At 33.3% G+C, this 15,361-nt stretch carries 12 protein-coding genes; 10 read left to right on the forward strand and 2 right to left on the reverse strand.

All coding sequences use genetic code 11. The features are described from left to right. Positions 1 to 36 precede the first annotated feature (36 nt). The 4 genes from Spiro2_RS09430 (at position 37) to Spiro2_RS09445 (ending at position 5,051) form a co-directional block, all read left to right on the forward strand. The gene (locus tag Spiro2_RS09430; RefSeq protein WP_338635524.1) at positions 37 to 1,299 is read left to right on the forward strand and encodes a hypothetical protein; all 1,263 of its coding nucleotides are present in this window, start codon (positions 37 to 39) and stop codon (positions 1,297 to 1,299) included. A 74-nt stretch (positions 1,300 to 1,373) separates the two neighbouring features. Beyond that, positions 1,374 to 2,369 carry a hypothetical protein gene (locus tag Spiro2_RS09435; RefSeq protein ID WP_338635525.1) on the forward strand — a complete coding sequence of 332 codons (996 nt, stop codon included), beginning with the start codon at positions 1,374 to 1,376 and terminating at the stop codon, positions 2,367 to 2,369. A 15-nt stretch (positions 2,370 to 2,384) separates the two neighbouring features. Then, on the forward strand, positions 2,385 to 4,208 hold the full coding sequence (locus Spiro2_RS09440) for a phospho-sugar mutase (protein WP_338635526.1): 1,824 nt from the start codon (positions 2,385 to 2,387) through the stop codon (positions 4,206 to 4,208). 66 nt (positions 4,209 to 4,274) lie between these two features. Beyond that, positions 4,275 to 5,051 carry a hypothetical protein gene (locus tag Spiro2_RS09445; protein ID WP_338635527.1) on the forward strand — a complete coding sequence of 259 codons (777 nt, stop codon included), beginning with the start codon at positions 4,275 to 4,277 and terminating at the stop codon, positions 5,049 to 5,051. Here the strand turns inward: Spiro2_RS09445 and Spiro2_RS09450 are convergent. After that, positions 5,048 to 5,539: a hypothetical protein gene (locus tag Spiro2_RS09450; RefSeq protein ID WP_338635528.1), complete on the reverse strand. Its 492-nt coding sequence runs from the start codon at positions 5,537 to 5,539 to the stop codon at positions 5,048 to 5,050. The two genes, Spiro2_RS09445 and Spiro2_RS09450, sit on opposite strands and share 4 nt — an antisense overlap. 184 nt (positions 5,540 to 5,723) lie before the next feature. Here Spiro2_RS09450 and coaD point away from each other — a divergent pair, with 184 nt between their 5' ends. The 6 genes from coaD to Spiro2_RS09480 all read left to right on the forward strand — a co-directional run bounded on the left by coaD (position 5,724) and on the right by Spiro2_RS09480 (position 14,005). Further along, the gene (gene coaD / locus Spiro2_RS09455; RefSeq protein ID WP_338635529.1) at positions 5,724 to 6,665 is read left to right on the forward strand and encodes a pantetheine-phosphate adenylyltransferase; all 942 of its coding nucleotides are present in this window, start codon (positions 5,724 to 5,726) and stop codon (positions 6,663 to 6,665) included. 12 nt (positions 6,666 to 6,677) lie between these two features. After that, positions 6,678 to 7,847 carry an acyl-CoA dehydrogenase family protein gene (locus Spiro2_RS09460; protein WP_422397996.1) on the forward strand — a complete coding sequence of 390 codons (1,170 nt, stop codon included), beginning with the start codon at positions 6,678 to 6,680 and terminating at the stop codon, positions 7,845 to 7,847. Between the two features lie 15 nt (positions 7,848 to 7,862). Further along, the gene (locus Spiro2_RS09465; protein ID WP_338635531.1) at positions 7,863 to 8,639 is read left to right on the forward strand and encodes a TatD family hydrolase; all 777 of its coding nucleotides are present in this window, start codon (positions 7,863 to 7,865) and stop codon (positions 8,637 to 8,639) included. A gap of 323 nt (positions 8,640 to 8,962) precedes the next feature. Further along, the gene (locus Spiro2_RS09470) at positions 8,963 to 9,862 is read left to right on the forward strand and encodes an Rpn family recombination-promoting nuclease/putative transposase (protein WP_338635533.1); all 900 of its coding nucleotides are present in this window, start codon (positions 8,963 to 8,965) and stop codon (positions 9,860 to 9,862) included. A gap of 215 nt (positions 9,863 to 10,077) precedes the next feature. Further along, the gene (gene hrpB / locus Spiro2_RS09475; protein WP_338635535.1) at positions 10,078 to 12,684 is read left to right on the forward strand and encodes an ATP-dependent helicase HrpB; all 2,607 of its coding nucleotides are present in this window, start codon (positions 10,078 to 10,080) and stop codon (positions 12,682 to 12,684) included. 406 nt (positions 12,685 to 13,090) lie between these two features. Then, entirely contained in the window at positions 13,091 to 14,005 is a 915-nt protein-coding gene (locus tag Spiro2_RS09480; protein ID WP_338635536.1) for a hypothetical protein, read from the forward strand. A 176-nt stretch (positions 14,006 to 14,181) separates the two neighbouring features. Here the strand turns inward: Spiro2_RS09480 and Spiro2_RS09485 are convergent, their stop codons facing one another. Then, positions 14,182 to 15,078: an encapsulin gene (locus tag Spiro2_RS09485; RefSeq protein WP_338635537.1), complete on the reverse strand. Its 897-nt coding sequence runs from the start codon at positions 15,076 to 15,078 to the stop codon at positions 14,182 to 14,184. Between the last annotated feature and the right edge of the window lie 283 nt (positions 15,079 to 15,361).

A 15,361-nucleotide genomic window follows, 5' to 3' on the forward strand; every position in this document is an offset into this window, starting at 1 on the left:
AAATTATATATATAAAATATTAAATGCAGAGATTTTATGCAAAAAAAAGTTTATTTTAATTTCTTACATATTAGCTTTTTTATTATATTAATAATTATAAATAGCAGCTTTAAATGTTTAGCTCAAGTTATCCCTACAGATTGGTCTGCCCCACGGGTCAACGGTATGGGAGGCTCATTTACAGCATCATCAAATGACGAAACCAGTGTATTCAGTAACCCTGCAGGAGTCAGTTCAATAGTAAATTCAAAAAAGAATTCACAAATTCAAAATTTGTTAATCCCAAACTTTGAAGTGGGCGCAAATACACAAATGTTTTCAACCATGGGAGCAAACCCTAATAATTGGTATACAAACTTTATCAATTCTGCGAAAGATAATCCTGGCAAACAATCTTATTTCTTAATGCAAAGTTATAATAGCTTCTCTTATGGAGGCAAAAAAAGCTTAAATTATCTTTTTGGGATCCCTTTTCGTAGCGAAAACAAAATTGCTTTTATCGATCCATCAAAACCCTCGCAGGCATCCGTTTCATCATCCTCAACTTTAACTGCAGCCTTGGCCATTGCAGGAAATACACTTGACGGCCTGTTTCGATTTGGAATCAGCATTCGACCAAACTTAAGAGTTGATCATCAATCCAATACTTTTGATAAAATGTTAAATAACAAATTCAAAAATTATACTGATGAAATTAATAATGGAGGCTATAGCACCTCTGCAGTTGGCATTGATACAGGTTTTATCCTGTCTGTTGCGGATTTTTGGTTTCCTTCGCTTGCTGTCAGCATCAGAAATATCCCTACAGGATGTACCAATTCTTATACAAATCCTACAGATCAAAGCAAAACCACCGTTTGTGGTTCCATGCGAAAAGGCGCAACCGATCTCGCTCCAAACACTTCAAAAGTTGATCCCACCGAACTCAGAGTTGGTATTGCGGTAACCCCACGAGGACGGATAAGCAAAGCAAAAGTAAACTTTAGAATGTCTGTTGATGTGTATCCCATTCCAATTGAAATGGGAGGAAAAACATACGGCATCCCCAATATCGATTTTGATAGAATGCTTCACGCAGGCAGTGAAATTTTTTTTGGCAGTAGTTTACAACAAAATAGCGCTGCCTTTCGTATTGGTTATATGGAAAGAGGGATGACTTTTGGAACCACTTTAAGAGTCTTGAATTGCAAATTAGATTATTCTTCATATTTAGCTGTTGACACAGTCCCACAATTAACAGGTAATAGCACAGAGATTGTTGAACGCAGGCACTTGATTGGCATCTCCTTTAACTGGTAACATTAAACCGCATATGTAACGCAAATTTCAAAAAGAATTTGCATTTTAAATTTTACATTAAAAGGAATTGTCTGTTGAAAAAAAACACATCATCGAAAATTTTAAATCTAAGTTTAAGTTTTGGATTTACGCTATTTTTTATAAGCTGTGCTTCTACTAAACCAAATCTTGAAAATATAAGTATTGTTAATAGCAAAAATATTGCACAAACTCCTTCTGTTATTTCTAACCAACCACCAAAACCAATAAATATTGAAGAAACTTACAAAGAAAAAGATTTTAAAAACTTTTATGCAACAGTCAAAGGGATTGAAGATAGTTTTATTGCACAAAACTGTACCGAAGTATTGAGTAAAGCAAAAAGCTTAGAAGAGTTAGCAATAAAAATAAATTACACAGAACTCCCCTCGCTTGCGCAAGTGGGAATTTTTACTTGTGACGCAAAGGCAGGAATTGACAATCCCGAAAGACTATTAAAAGCAATTTCAGTGTTAACCACTACAAACCTTCGTCTTCCCGTTATTAATAAAGCGTGGCTACACAATACATTGTCAGATTTTTATCTCGCTTTAGGCGACAAATTAAATGCTCTAAACGAAAAAAAATCCGCTCGAGAATTGATTACAGCGCAGCAACAAGACATTATTGCTCTTAATGCCCAAATTCAACAACTCAATCCAACAGAAATCAACCCTAATTCTTTAGCCCCTCAACCTGATTATAGCAACTTAAGTTCAGACCAAATTGCGGCAACTGCAACTCAACTTATTAATGACGATGCACCAGAGCAAGCCATTGCACTTATTGACTCTGTTCCAAATGACAAAGTTAATGCAAATTTAAAACGCATTCGTGCTGATGCTGTAAATACTCTTGTGCGAAATTTACGTTTTAAAGTGAGAGCATTATTTGAACGCGCTGCAATGCAAACAGGCCCTACAAAAAAAGAAACTCTATTGCAATGCGAACAAATTTTAGAAGGTATTATTAGAAACTATCCCGATTACTCAGACATGAATTCAGTAAAAAACAATTTAAAGCAAGTTAAACGAGAACTTGCCAAACCATAAGGGCTTAATTTTTTTATGAACTCAATATCACTCCCCGAGTTGAATGACTCCGTTTTTTTTTCTTTAAAAGATTGTTTGCCACAAATTAACAACTGGTTAAATGATTCTTGTATTCTTAGAGAAGATAAAGAAGAAATTTTAAACTTAATTAAAAACAAAAACATCGAAGAACTTCGAGATCGTTTTTATCGGGACATAGAATTTGGCACTGGTGGCTTACGGGGCATCATGGGAATGGGCACAAATCGCATGAACCGTTATGTTTTGCGTCGCGCTGTTCAAGGTGTTGCAAATTATATTTTAAAATTAGGAGATAAAGAAAAAAATAAAGGAGTTGCCATAGCGTACGACTCAAGAAATAACTCTCATTTTTTTGGTTTAGAAGCTGCCTGTGTGTTGGCCGCCAATAACATTCCTTGTTTTATTTTTAATACCCTACAACCAACTCCCTTACTCTCTTATACAATAAGAAAGTTAGGATGTATCAGTGGGTTTTGTTTTACAGCAAGTCACAATCCACCAGAATACAATGGGATAAAAATTTATTGGGATGATGGGGCACAAGTTATTTCTCCACACGATACAGAAATTTTAAAAGAAGTTTATGCAATTTCTAGTTTTTCAGCTGCAAAATTTTTAAACTACGACGATGCGATCCAAAAACAACTCATTCGATTTATACCGCAAGAAACAATTGATAGTTACTTTCAAGAAATCAAAAATCTAAGTAACAGAAATGAATCTGAACTCGACAAAACAATACAAATTGTCTACACTCCTCTACATGGCACAGGAAAAATTCCAACTCTTATTGCGTTAAATTCTTTAGGCTACAAAAATGTTTTTGTCGTGCCCGAACAAGCCGAACCAAATGGTAATTTTCCAACTGTTTCTAAGCCAAATCCAGAAGAAAAAGAAGCTCTTCTTTTAGCAATTCAATATGCTCAAAAAATGAATGCCGAATGCGTTTTGGCAACCGACCCCGATTCTGACAGACTTGCCTTAGTGTGCAAAGAGCCTGTACTTGCGCATTCGCTGATGAAACATCAAGCTGTTGGTGACTATGTCCTGTTAAATGGCAATCAAACTGGTGCATTAATAATAGAGTATCTCTTAAAATCTATGCACAGCAATAAAACGTTAACCCCTCAGCACAAAATTGTGAAAACAATAGTAACCTCAGAACTTCATGAACAAATTTGTAAAAACTACAATGTCGAAGTTTTTAACACGTTAACAGGATTTAAATGGATTGCGGGTCTAGTGCGAAGTTGGGAAAAAGAGAATAATGGCTATCAGTATCTTTTTGGCACAGAAGAAAGTTTTGGATACATGCCCAATAACAGCGTTCGCGACAAAGATGCAATTGCCGCATTATGCCAGGTTATTGAAATGATTTCTTATTATAAAAAACAGGGGCTTTCATTGTGTGAGCAACTGTTTAAAATTTTTGAAAAATATGGCGCTTGGCAAGAAGATTTGATTAACCTCGAACTGTATGGAGAAAAGGGCGCGCAACAAATTGAGAGCATCATGAAAACAATGCGTGCAAAACCCATTTCGACTTGGAATGGTGTTTCCTTAAAAAAAGTGTATGATTTTAATGACATAAACACACAAAACGCGTTTCATGTCCCAAAATCTAATGTGTTGCAATTTCTTCTCGAAGACGGCAGCAAAATCTCTATGCGACCTAGTGGAACCGAGCCAAAACTCAAGATCTATGTCTCTGTGTGTACAAAAAGAGCAGAGGTTCATCGAGCCTACCAAGAAACTCTTAATAAAATTCAAAACTTAAGAAAAGAAATCTCTAATTTTATTCATGAAGTCACCCAATAAATAAAAAAATACTATTAAAAATAAGACCCTATCTATCCGAAAAACTATAAGATGGGGGCGTTTCAAATGGGGTCTTTTGAGCAAGAAGCATTTTTAAGAGATATATTATTGGGCTTTGCCGCTCTCATTGGCCTATTGTATATTTTAGCGATCAATTTAAAAGATTATTGGGTAAGACCCGGAGTTTTTTCCAAAAAAAAGAAAGACAAATCTCAATTTGACCCTTCTAAAACAGATTGGAAAGGAGATAATTTAACCACATTTAAACTTCATTTTGACGAACCCCACACAATTTGGGAAATTAATCTTTTTTCAATGCGCATGATTCATAAAGAAAAACTATTTTCAACCTTTAAAGGTTTTCCGTGGTTTGAATTTTCAAAATCACAAGTTACTACAGAAAAAATAATGTCACCCATACTCCGAAAAATATTTATGAAATATCGCTCAAAATTTGAAAAAGTTCATCCTATTCATGTAACTCGAGTTTCTAGAGAAAGCATTCATTTGTATACATGGCTACAAAACGAAACCCATACAAATACAGCTATCTTTAACTTTTTAGATGAAGCCCTGCTGATTGCTTCCGAAGCAAAAATCTATCCAAGTCTTTCGATTATATGGGATGATGTGATTTTTATAGAAGTTTTATTTCCAAGTCATCCATTATTAATTAATCTCGAAAAAGAATTTGAAAACACCCAAGGCATAGATTATCATGTTACGTATTCGCAAGTTAGTTTAAAATTGTGGTTAGCATTTTCTATAGAAAAAATACCTTCTTCTTTAAAAGAAAAAGAAAATAAAATGCCCAAAAAATCTAAAAACATAAAAGTATCTTAACTTATCAATTTTAAAATTTCTTCTCTAATAACTTCTTTTGCATAATACGGCGCCTGTTCCTTTAACCATTTTTCAACCGTTACTTTAGTGAGTTCTTGCACTACTTTTTCTGATTCAAAACTCATGATAATATTTTCTTCATGACTGTTTTCAATGCCTAAAATTGAATCAACCATTTTTTTAAAATCTTTACTTAAAAATGGTTTTTCAATAAAATTAACATTTTTCATGCCTTTAAATTCGTCTAAAGAATCAGATTTTTCGTGCATTAATAAAATATTTTTAATTTCATTTTTGTTTTTAAACTTAGTTAATATAAACAAATCAATATGAGAAATTATCATATCAAATTCTTTAGATCTTAATAGTTTTTCAAAATCTGTTAAATTTTCTACTATAGTAAAATTATAAATACTCGCATTAGAAAAAACTAATTTTACAACCTTATGTAACAAGACACTATTTTCAAAAAAAAGAATTTTTTTCATTAACCTCAACCTCGCATAATTTGTAAATTTGGACAAATACCTATATCTTATAATATTTTATTTTAGATCCTTGCTCAATTTATTGGAACTAAGGTAAATTTCGTTTGTGGCAAACTGTTGCCACATCTTTGGCAGGCCAAGTAAAATCATGACAAATTCCTTGGCAAAAGGTTAAGGAAAAAATATGCAATCTTCCGTTTACGCAGGTTCTTTTGACCCATGGACATTTGGTCATCAGTTTGTTTTAGATTCCGCTTTAGAAGTGTTTGATAAAGTGCATGTTGTTTCTGCTATCAACCCAGCAAAACAAAGCCTTCTTAAACCCGAAGTCAGGGCGAGGGTTATTGCGCATTCAATCGATCCCTTTATTGATTGGTGGTCGCTCGATCCTCCATTTCGAGTTGGCGAAAAAGTGATTGTGACATCACAAGAAGGCTTGGTTGCCGACTATGCTAAAGAAAATAATATTAGCCATTTGATTCGAGGGCTACGTTCTACCTCCGATTTTGAAGCAGAATTTAATCTTTATTTCTCAAACCAAGCTATTAATCCTAGTTTGCAAACCTGGGCTGTTTTATGTCCACACCATTTGTTACATTGTTCATCAACATATGTAAAAACTGTTGTCGGCAAACCGCATGTTAAAGATGTTGGTGCAAAATTTGTTGCGCAATCATTAATGTTAAACTGGGTTCGAGTTATTGGACAAATTTTTGATTTGATCCAAGTTTGTTCTGAGCATCGTTTTGATGTCGATGCCACAAATTTATCAGATGACGATTTATCAGAAAGTCTACAACTTTTATATTCTAATTTAGCTTGTCGTATTTTACGTATTTCACGTTCAATTCTTGTAAAAACTTCTAAATATGTTGATAACTTTTTAAGACAAAATGGTTCTAGACTTCGAGAAGAAGTCAAAGTAAAAAAAACTTATCCTAAAAATGAAATCAATACGCTTTGGGCAATTTTAGCGTATTGCATCGAAGAAGACGCCATTTTTCCCGATGGCATAGACTCTGGAGTTTCTTATTTACTCTCGTTATCAAAAAAACTTGGCAAAACGTCTACAAAAATTTTCAATCAAGAAGAAGTAGAAAGTGCATACAAAAATTTAAAAAAATAAAAGAAAAGGATCGTGAATATGCAACTCAATGCCTATGATTTTCTCAATGCATTTTCTGAAATTGACGACTCTCAAAAACTCATTCAAGACACCGTTAAAAAATTTATTAGTGAAAAACTCAAACCTCACATCCATGATTACTATGAACAAGGAGTTTTTCCTTATGAGCTCGTTAAAGAAATGGGCGCTCTTGGACTTTTAGGAAGTAACTTAACAGGATATGGCTGCGCTGGGCTTGATGAAGTGTCCTATGGCATTATTATGAAAGAACTCGAACGGGGAGATAGTGGCCTAAGAAGCTTTGCAAGCGTACAAAGTAGTCTTGCCATGTATGCAATTCATACTTTTGGTTCCGAAGAACAAAAAAAATATTTTCTTCCTCGCATGGCTCAAGGAGAATGGATTGGTTGCTTTGGTTTAACAGAGCCCGATTTTGGCTCAAACCCTTCTGGCATGAAAACCTTTGCAAAACAACATGGCGACCATTGGATACTCAATGGTTCAAAAACATGGATCACCAATGCTCCCATTGCACATGTTGCTGTGGTGTGGGCACAAACCGAACAGGGTGTTCGCGGTTTTTTGGTAGAAAAAGACAGCAAGGGCTTTAGCGCTCCCAAAATTCATCACAAACTGAGTTTGCGCGCCTCTGTTACAGGCTCATTGTTTTTTGATAATTGCGTGGTACCAAATAGCCATGTTTTACAAAAATCTGAAGGCATAAAAAGTGCATTAATGTGCTTAAATCAAGCACGATTTGGCATTATTTTTGGCGTACTCGGAGCCGCCGAAGATTGTTTGGATGAAGCTTTGTCTTATACAAGTCAAAGAATTGTATTTCATAAACCGCTTTCCGGGCATCAGCTTATTCAAAGAAAACTCGCATTAATGAGCAGCGAAATTGCAAAAGGGAATCTTCTTGCAATGCAACTCGCAAAACTCAAACATAGTAAAAAAGTACATCCCGCACAAGTTAGTATGGGCAAACAAAGTAACGTGCAAATGGCTCTCGATTGCGCCAGAACCACTCGAGACATTCTTGGCGCCAACGGCATTAGCGGCGAATACCGTTGCATGCGACATATGTGCAATCTAGAATCTGTCTATACTTACGAAGGAACAAATGATATTCATTTGTTAATTGTAGGCGAAAAGCTTACTGGTATTTCTGCTTTTGGCTAAAGGAATTTAATTTTAATGCATTTGATTGATACCCATTGTCACCTTGTCTCTGATAAACTCAAAAGCTCTCTTCCAGAAATTATTCAGCGCGCAGAACAAGCGGGGGTGAAAAAAATTATAAATATTGCCTACGACCCTAATACCATTCAACTTGCGCAAGAACAACTGCATTTTTCTAACATCATTTTTACAACTTTAGGAATTCAACCGCACGATGCTGCCACATTTTCAATTGCCGAAGCAGAAAAAGTGCGCAACATCGCCAAACAAAACAATAGAGTTGTTGGCATTGGAGAAATTGGGCTTGATGGCCATTATAAATTGTCACCTATGGACAAACAAATTGAATGCTTTGAGTATTTTCTTGAAATTGCTCTTGATCTCAAACTACCCGTTGTGGTTCATGTTCGAGAAACATTTGAAGACGTGTATAGTCGACTCAAGCACTACACAGCAAAAGGATTAACGGGAGTGATTCATTGCTTTACAGGTACGTTAAGTGAAGCAAAAAAATTTTTAGACTGCAATTTGTATCTTTCTTTTTCTGGAATTGTGACGTTTAAAAACGCCGTAGAACTACAAAATGTTGCAAAAATAGTGCCAAATGATCGAATTTTAATAGAAACTGATAGTCCTTATTTAGCCCCTGTGCCATTGCGTGGCAAAATAAACGAACCAGCCAATATTGCACATACCTGTGAATTTATCGCTAACCTAAGAAACATGGATGCTGTACAATTTTCTAAATTAACAGCCAATAATGCAGAAAGTTTGTTTTTTAGGATGCGGTGAGTTTGGGGGCTATGGTTTTAAACGAAAAATACTGATCTTTTTTAAACACTCTAAAGTCAAGCTAGAATGTGTTGTAAACCACTCACAAGAATGCGGCCTTGTTTTGTTCAAAAACTAAAAATCCTTAAAATTTTAATATATTATTCATTTCTAACTCATTTTTTTATTCTCATACAATTGACCGGAAAAAACATTGCAATTAGAAGGTGGCGAGCTTCAAGTGTGAATTGCACATGAAGCTCGCAGCAAGTTGTATTTGCAGTTTGCAAACTGTAATTACGCAGTGAAATTAAAAATAACGTATTTATTGTTAAAGGATTTTTATGTTCCAAACCGAATCTGTCGATATTTTTGACCCCAAAGTGGATTCCATCTTCAAAAAGATTTTTGGCGAAAAACAAGAACTTTTTATTGACCTTGTTAATAGTGTATTTGCCAACAAAAACGAAAAATTGGTAAAATCTGTTACCTTTGTAAATTCTTCTCTGCCAAAAAATATGGCCAACGGTAAAGAATGCTTTTTGGATGTTCTTGCTGAACTCGATGACGGCAGCAAAATCAATATTGAAATGCAGGTTGCACCAGAAAAACATTATGTCAAAAGAAGTTTGTATTATTGGAGCAGTTTGTATTCCAACCAATTAGAAAATGGAAATCATTACAAAGGCTTAAATCGCTGCGTGTGTATTAATATTATAAACTTTAACCTCTTCCCCGAAAACAACAGCTATCATAGAATGTTGTCTGTTTTAGATGTCGATAACCACGAAATTGTTGCCCCAGACCTCGAAATCCATTATTTAATTATACCCAAAATGCCTAAAGGCATGTATAATGGCAGTATGACAAGGCTTGAAAAATGGTTACTTTTCTTTCAAGCTAAAAACAAAAAAGTGTTCGAGGAACTCGCTATGCAAGATAGATTATTTGAACAAGCAAAAGAAACTTTGTACTTTTTGAGTCATCATCCCGAAGAAAGAGCCGCATACACCCAACGCTTAAAATATTTGCTAGACACCGCTTCTCGAATTGATGAAGCTGAAGCTAGGGGAGAAGCTAGGGGCGAAGCTAGAGGTGAAGCTAGGGGCGAAGCTAGAGGTGAAGCTAGAGGTGAGCATAAAAAAGCACTTGAGTTTGCAAAAATGTTAAAGGCCAGAGACTTCTCAATGACAGATATTATTAATATGACTAAACTCACCCCAGAAGAAGTGGAAAATCTTTAAATTCAATAAATCTTGACTTCCACATCTATTTACCCCGATATTATAATTATAAGTGGATTGGGGTAGCCCAGTCGGCGTAATAGCCTCGGTTCAACCGGGGCTTTAAGCTTTTTTGAGGGAGGGGTATAGCTAAAAAATATTTTTAATTCAAACCACTTACTCCAGTGTGCGTGAGAAGAAAGCATACAATTAAAAACTCTCCTAGGATTTTTGTAATGATTACCACTAAAAATCAGCTTCCCATTGATTCTCTTTTAGATAAAATTGTAAATTTAATTCAAAATTCAAATTCTCTTATTATTCAGGCTGCACCAGGAGCTGGTAAAACAACCCGTGTGCCACAAGCACTGCTCAATATTTTCAAACAACAAATTATTGTGTTAGAGCCACGCCGCATTGCTGCAAGGCTTTCTGCAATGCGCGTGAGTGAAGAACTTGGTGAGCCATGTGGCAATACCGTAGGGTATCAAATTCGTTTTACAAAATTAGAAAACGAACACACTAAAATTAAATATATTACCGAAGGGTTATTTACCCGCCTGGTGTTTGCAGACCTTTATTTAAAAAATATTTCATGCGTTGTTATTGATGAATTTCATGAAAGACATTTGCACACAGACATTGCCTTAATGCTTGTTAAGTTATTGCAAAAAACGTTACGACCAGATTTAAAACTAATTATCATGTCTGCTACTCTTGACGTTACCGAATTAAAAAAATATCTCCCCGAAGCCAGTACAATTGTTTCCGAAGGCAAAAACTATCCTGTTACAATAAATTTTTCTACGGCAGAAGAATGCAATAAACCCCTGCCTTTTCAAGTTTTAAATGCAGTGAATAAGTTACTCAATCACCAAGAATGCCCTGGAGATATTCTTGTTTTTTTACCAGGTTTGTTTGAAATCAAACGCTGCGCAGAAACTTTAAAAGAGCACGTATCAAACTCTCAGATTGAAATTTTTACTTTAAACGCCGATACCCCAATTTCTGAACAAGAAAAAATTTTTTCTAAATTAAATAAAAAGAAAATTATTTTAGCAACCAACGTTGCCGAAACTTCCGTTACCATTGATGGGATAACAGGTGTTATTGACTCTGGTTTAGCAAGAATTGCTGGGCATGCAAATTGGAGCGGACTCCCAACACTCGATGTGCAAAAAATCAGTCAAGCTTCGTGCATTCAACGTGCTGGGCGCGCAGGCAGAACCCAAGCAGGTATCGCGATTCGACTGTTTTCCGAATACGATTACACCATGCGGCCGCAGTTTCATAAACCCGAAATTCAGCGCACAGACATTGCACAACAAATTCTTGAATTAAAAATATTAGAACTTAAATTTAAAGAACATTACAATTTTTCATCTTATGAAAAAGATAATTTTTTTCCATGGTTTGACCCTCCTCCGCCAAATAATATTCAATCCAGCGTTTTATTATTAAAAAGACTCAAAGCACTTGATGACGAAGAAAACATCACAGAAATAGGAAAAAAAATTGCACAATATCCTTTGCACACACGATTAGGTTGTTTACTTGTAACAGGTAAACAAAAAAATTTACTACCACAAACAATTGCAGTAGTTTCTTTAATTAATGAACGGATGATTCTTAAAAAAGGCGCTGAGGCTCCAGATATTGGACACTCTGATATTGAATTTCAGCTTAATTTATTAAATAAAATTTATAATAAAGAAAAGCTTTCAGAAAATATTAAAAATAAAATTGATTTTTCTGCAGTTAAAAGAGTAGAAGCAATAATAAATTATCTTTGTTCTATGTTTAAAGTTTCGTTTCATTTATGTTATCAAAAAATTGATCATGAGTCATTAAGCCTTATTTTACTTTCTGGATATTGCGATCGCGTTGCGCAATTTCGCAAACAAAGTAGCAAAAATACTTTAAATAAAAAAGAATTAAATCTTTGCTTAGGTGGCGGCGCATTGCTAAGCTCATCGAGCGTAACACACAACACCGAATTTTTACTTGCCATTGATGCAGAAGAGTCGTCACTTGCGCTGTCTCAAGCGGAAGCGAGTCAAATAAGAATATGTCATGGAATCGAACCAGAAATATTGATTGCAGCACCCGATGAATTTTTATCACAAACCGAAGAGTATTCTTGGGATTCTGCAAACCAAAGAGTACGCGGTTATAATAAAACCCTTTATGGCAAACTCGTGTTAGAAGAACAGCCAATTAAAAAATACAATAGTCATTTTGAGGATCTTCTGAAAAAGCAACTCACCACGCAGTGGCCCAAACCTTTTGACAACGATGATGATTTGCAGTTTTTAAAAAATCGTATTCATTTAGCAGAGCAATTAGGGTATAATCTTACAATTAAACAATTTACTGATGACGATTTTAAAACATTAATTGAGTTTATTTGTGAAAATAAAAAAAGTTTTGCCGAAATTTTAGAAAAAGACTTGCAACAGTATTTAGACGATTTTTTAAATGAAGACGATAAAAAAATACTTTCAGAACTTTTTCCAAGCTATATTAAAATTGGCAAAGGCCGAAAAGTAAAAGTACATTACGAAACCAACAAAACCCCGTGGATAGCCTCTCGGCTGCAAGATTTTTTTGGCACAGTTGAAACCCCTAAAATTGGCAAAGGCACCATTCCTGTGGTTGTGCATTTACTTGCTCCCAACATGCAAGCGATTCAAGTGACTCAAGACTTAAAAGGATTTTGGGAGAGGGCGTATTTTGATGTTAAAAAAGAACTTTCGCGCAAATACCCCCGTCATTTGTGGCCAGATAATCCCAAAACTGCAGAACCACCAGAATTGCATCATAAAAAACAGAAAAAAATTTAACTTTACAACAAAAAAAACTAATGATTACAAAAGAATTTAAGACAATTTTAAATAATAATGACAAGATTTAAAAGTTTATTATTACAATATTTAAAAATATAATAAAATAATTTTTCTTTATAATTATAAATGTATTAATAAATTGATATTAAAAATAATACATAAATATATTTTCAAAATTTAAAAAACATGATTTTTCCAATTATTTTCAATTCATTACAAACTTATTCAATAATAATAATCAATTTTATTGATTTATTTAAATTTTAATATACATTACAGCCTGTGGTTTTAGTGGGGTTTTACTTATGCTATTTAAATTAGTTTATAAAAATTAGTTAAATTTTTAATCAGTGCGTTTTTTAAACAAAACTCGTATTAGAAATCTTTATGATTGGAAACTAAGATGATAACTTCTACAGATTTTCTTTACAAACTAAAAAGTAGTATTGAGAATGAAAACTTTAAAGTAGGTTTTATGGGTTTTGGTGGAAATAAAATAATTTGTTATAATAACAAGAGAAAATACACACCAAAAACAATTTCAGAAATATATAATAAATATTTAAAAATAATTAATAATAATCTTGATGTAAACAAAAAAATTATTCATGAAATACATTTAATAATTTCTAATACACTAAAATCATATAGTTTTTCAAGATCTCGTAGCACAATAGAGTACTATAAATACTTATTATATATAATCGAATTTTTTATTTTCCATGACTTAAATAAAAAAATATCTATTAATTGCAGCTCATATTTAGCCTTAAATTTAATCTTAAATTTAGATTATGAAACTTTACTAAATAAAGCAGAAAACGAGATTAAATTTAAAAATAATTTAAATCATAATACAATTATTTCTTTACTTCATAAAGCTAAAAAATGGGAAACTCGTGAGACAATTTTACAAGACGCTCAATCAGGCGCATTTAATTTTGCGATTCCTGAAAAACTATCTATAACACAAATAGAAAATTTTAATCGATCATTAAATTATAGATTTGTAATTGATGATTTTGGCATAATAATCTTTGGGCATGGCAATAATATTTTTAAAGAAACAGGCGAGATTATGTCTTATAATGGTATTAAAGTCGCTTCTCACGCAGCTCTTAATAACTACGAAAATGTCATTTCTGCAGGAAAAGTTTATTTTGATTCACATATAAATCAATTTACAATAATTAACAATTATTCTGGACATTATAAACCTAATGCAAATTCTATTAGATTAGCAAGAATTTTATTTTTCTATCATTTTCCTAAACATAGTAAAGGTTTAATTATGAAAGTGATTAGTTTTGCTAAATAAACTAGGTCAGCCACAAGGAGTGAGATCAACTTTAGTGCACACATCAATAAACCACTGTAAAAAAATCTTCTTTACGAGAAAGACTTATTCCTTTTTCATTAATTTTTAGTGATCCAAAACCCCTACACGATATTTTTTCTTTCACTAAAAATTTTTTTAAAAAATTAAAAAATTTATTAAAATCCCTCACCAATCAAACAAGATAATGGTTCAAAAACAACGACACCAGCAACTCTTAATCGTGTAAAAATAACATACTCAAGCCTATGAGCTTGAATAGGTAAAAATTCTGTTTCATGCGGAATTTTCAGCACAATTTTTTGAGGATCCTTTTTAAAAAACATAATTACATCCGAACCATTCTCGCCAGCTTTATTAAAATAAGGAACCTTGTAGATATTTTTAATTTCTGGTTTTGATTGTTTAAATATTTCAATAATCGGTATCGCATCTGTATCAGAATAAGGCGTATCGTGTAATGTATTATAAAGATCAGAAGCCAAAGCGACAGAATCAGGTGTTTCCATTTCATTCGTTGTTTTAGTAATAGTATTAAACATCTCGTTTAAATCGTTTAATTTTTCTTGAGATGTTTTTTCTTTCCAAGAAGTTTTACCCAATGAATTCTGCAGTGGAGCAAACCGTGGAATAGTTGAATGATTTAAAATTCCTTGAGTTCCAAGCTGTTCATCACCTTTAAAAGCTAATTTTTCAATAATTTTTGCGTTTTCTTTTAAAGCAAGGACTACTTTTTTTGCATCTAAAGAAACGCCAGTACGTTGTGCTTTTTTTATCTCATCAATGCTATAAGAAAAAGAGCTCCGAACAGAAAAAACTTCAATAAAATTTTTTTTGCTGACATCCACGCGAGGAGTATCTTTCGCAGCATATCTTTCCAATATTTTTGAAATATTTCTTTCTTTAAAAGAACACCACTCAATAATATCTACACCGTCTCCATCAGAATAATCAATCGGAAAAACCTCTTTAGCAGTTAATCCTGGAAATTTTGTTTTGCATGCTTGTGGGATAATAACCTTTAATTGTTCTTCTAAAAAAATTGAATCTTGCATTATTTTTTTCCTCCGCATTTACAAATTTACTATTAAGAATATTTTAATACTATTATTTCTGTTTCTAGTAAAACTTTATTTAGTTTTGAAAAACTATAACTTATTGACATAATTCTAACCCTTCTTCAAAGTTAATAGTAAAAAAATTTTTAAAGAGTGTCTAAATTAATTTCAGCAATGAAGTGTTAGTCTTTTTTGAATCAGCAAGTTTTGATCAGTTTATTTGAAGATCATATTGAAAAAAAGCGTTAAGAAAAAAATAGTATTATTTGCGGAGTTTTTA

The sequence above is a fragment of the Spirobacillus cienkowskii genome, from assembly GCF_037081835.1.
GTDB classification, from domain to species: domain Bacteria; phylum Bdellovibrionota_B; class Oligoflexia; order Silvanigrellales; family Silvanigrellaceae; genus Silvanigrella; species Silvanigrella cienkowskii.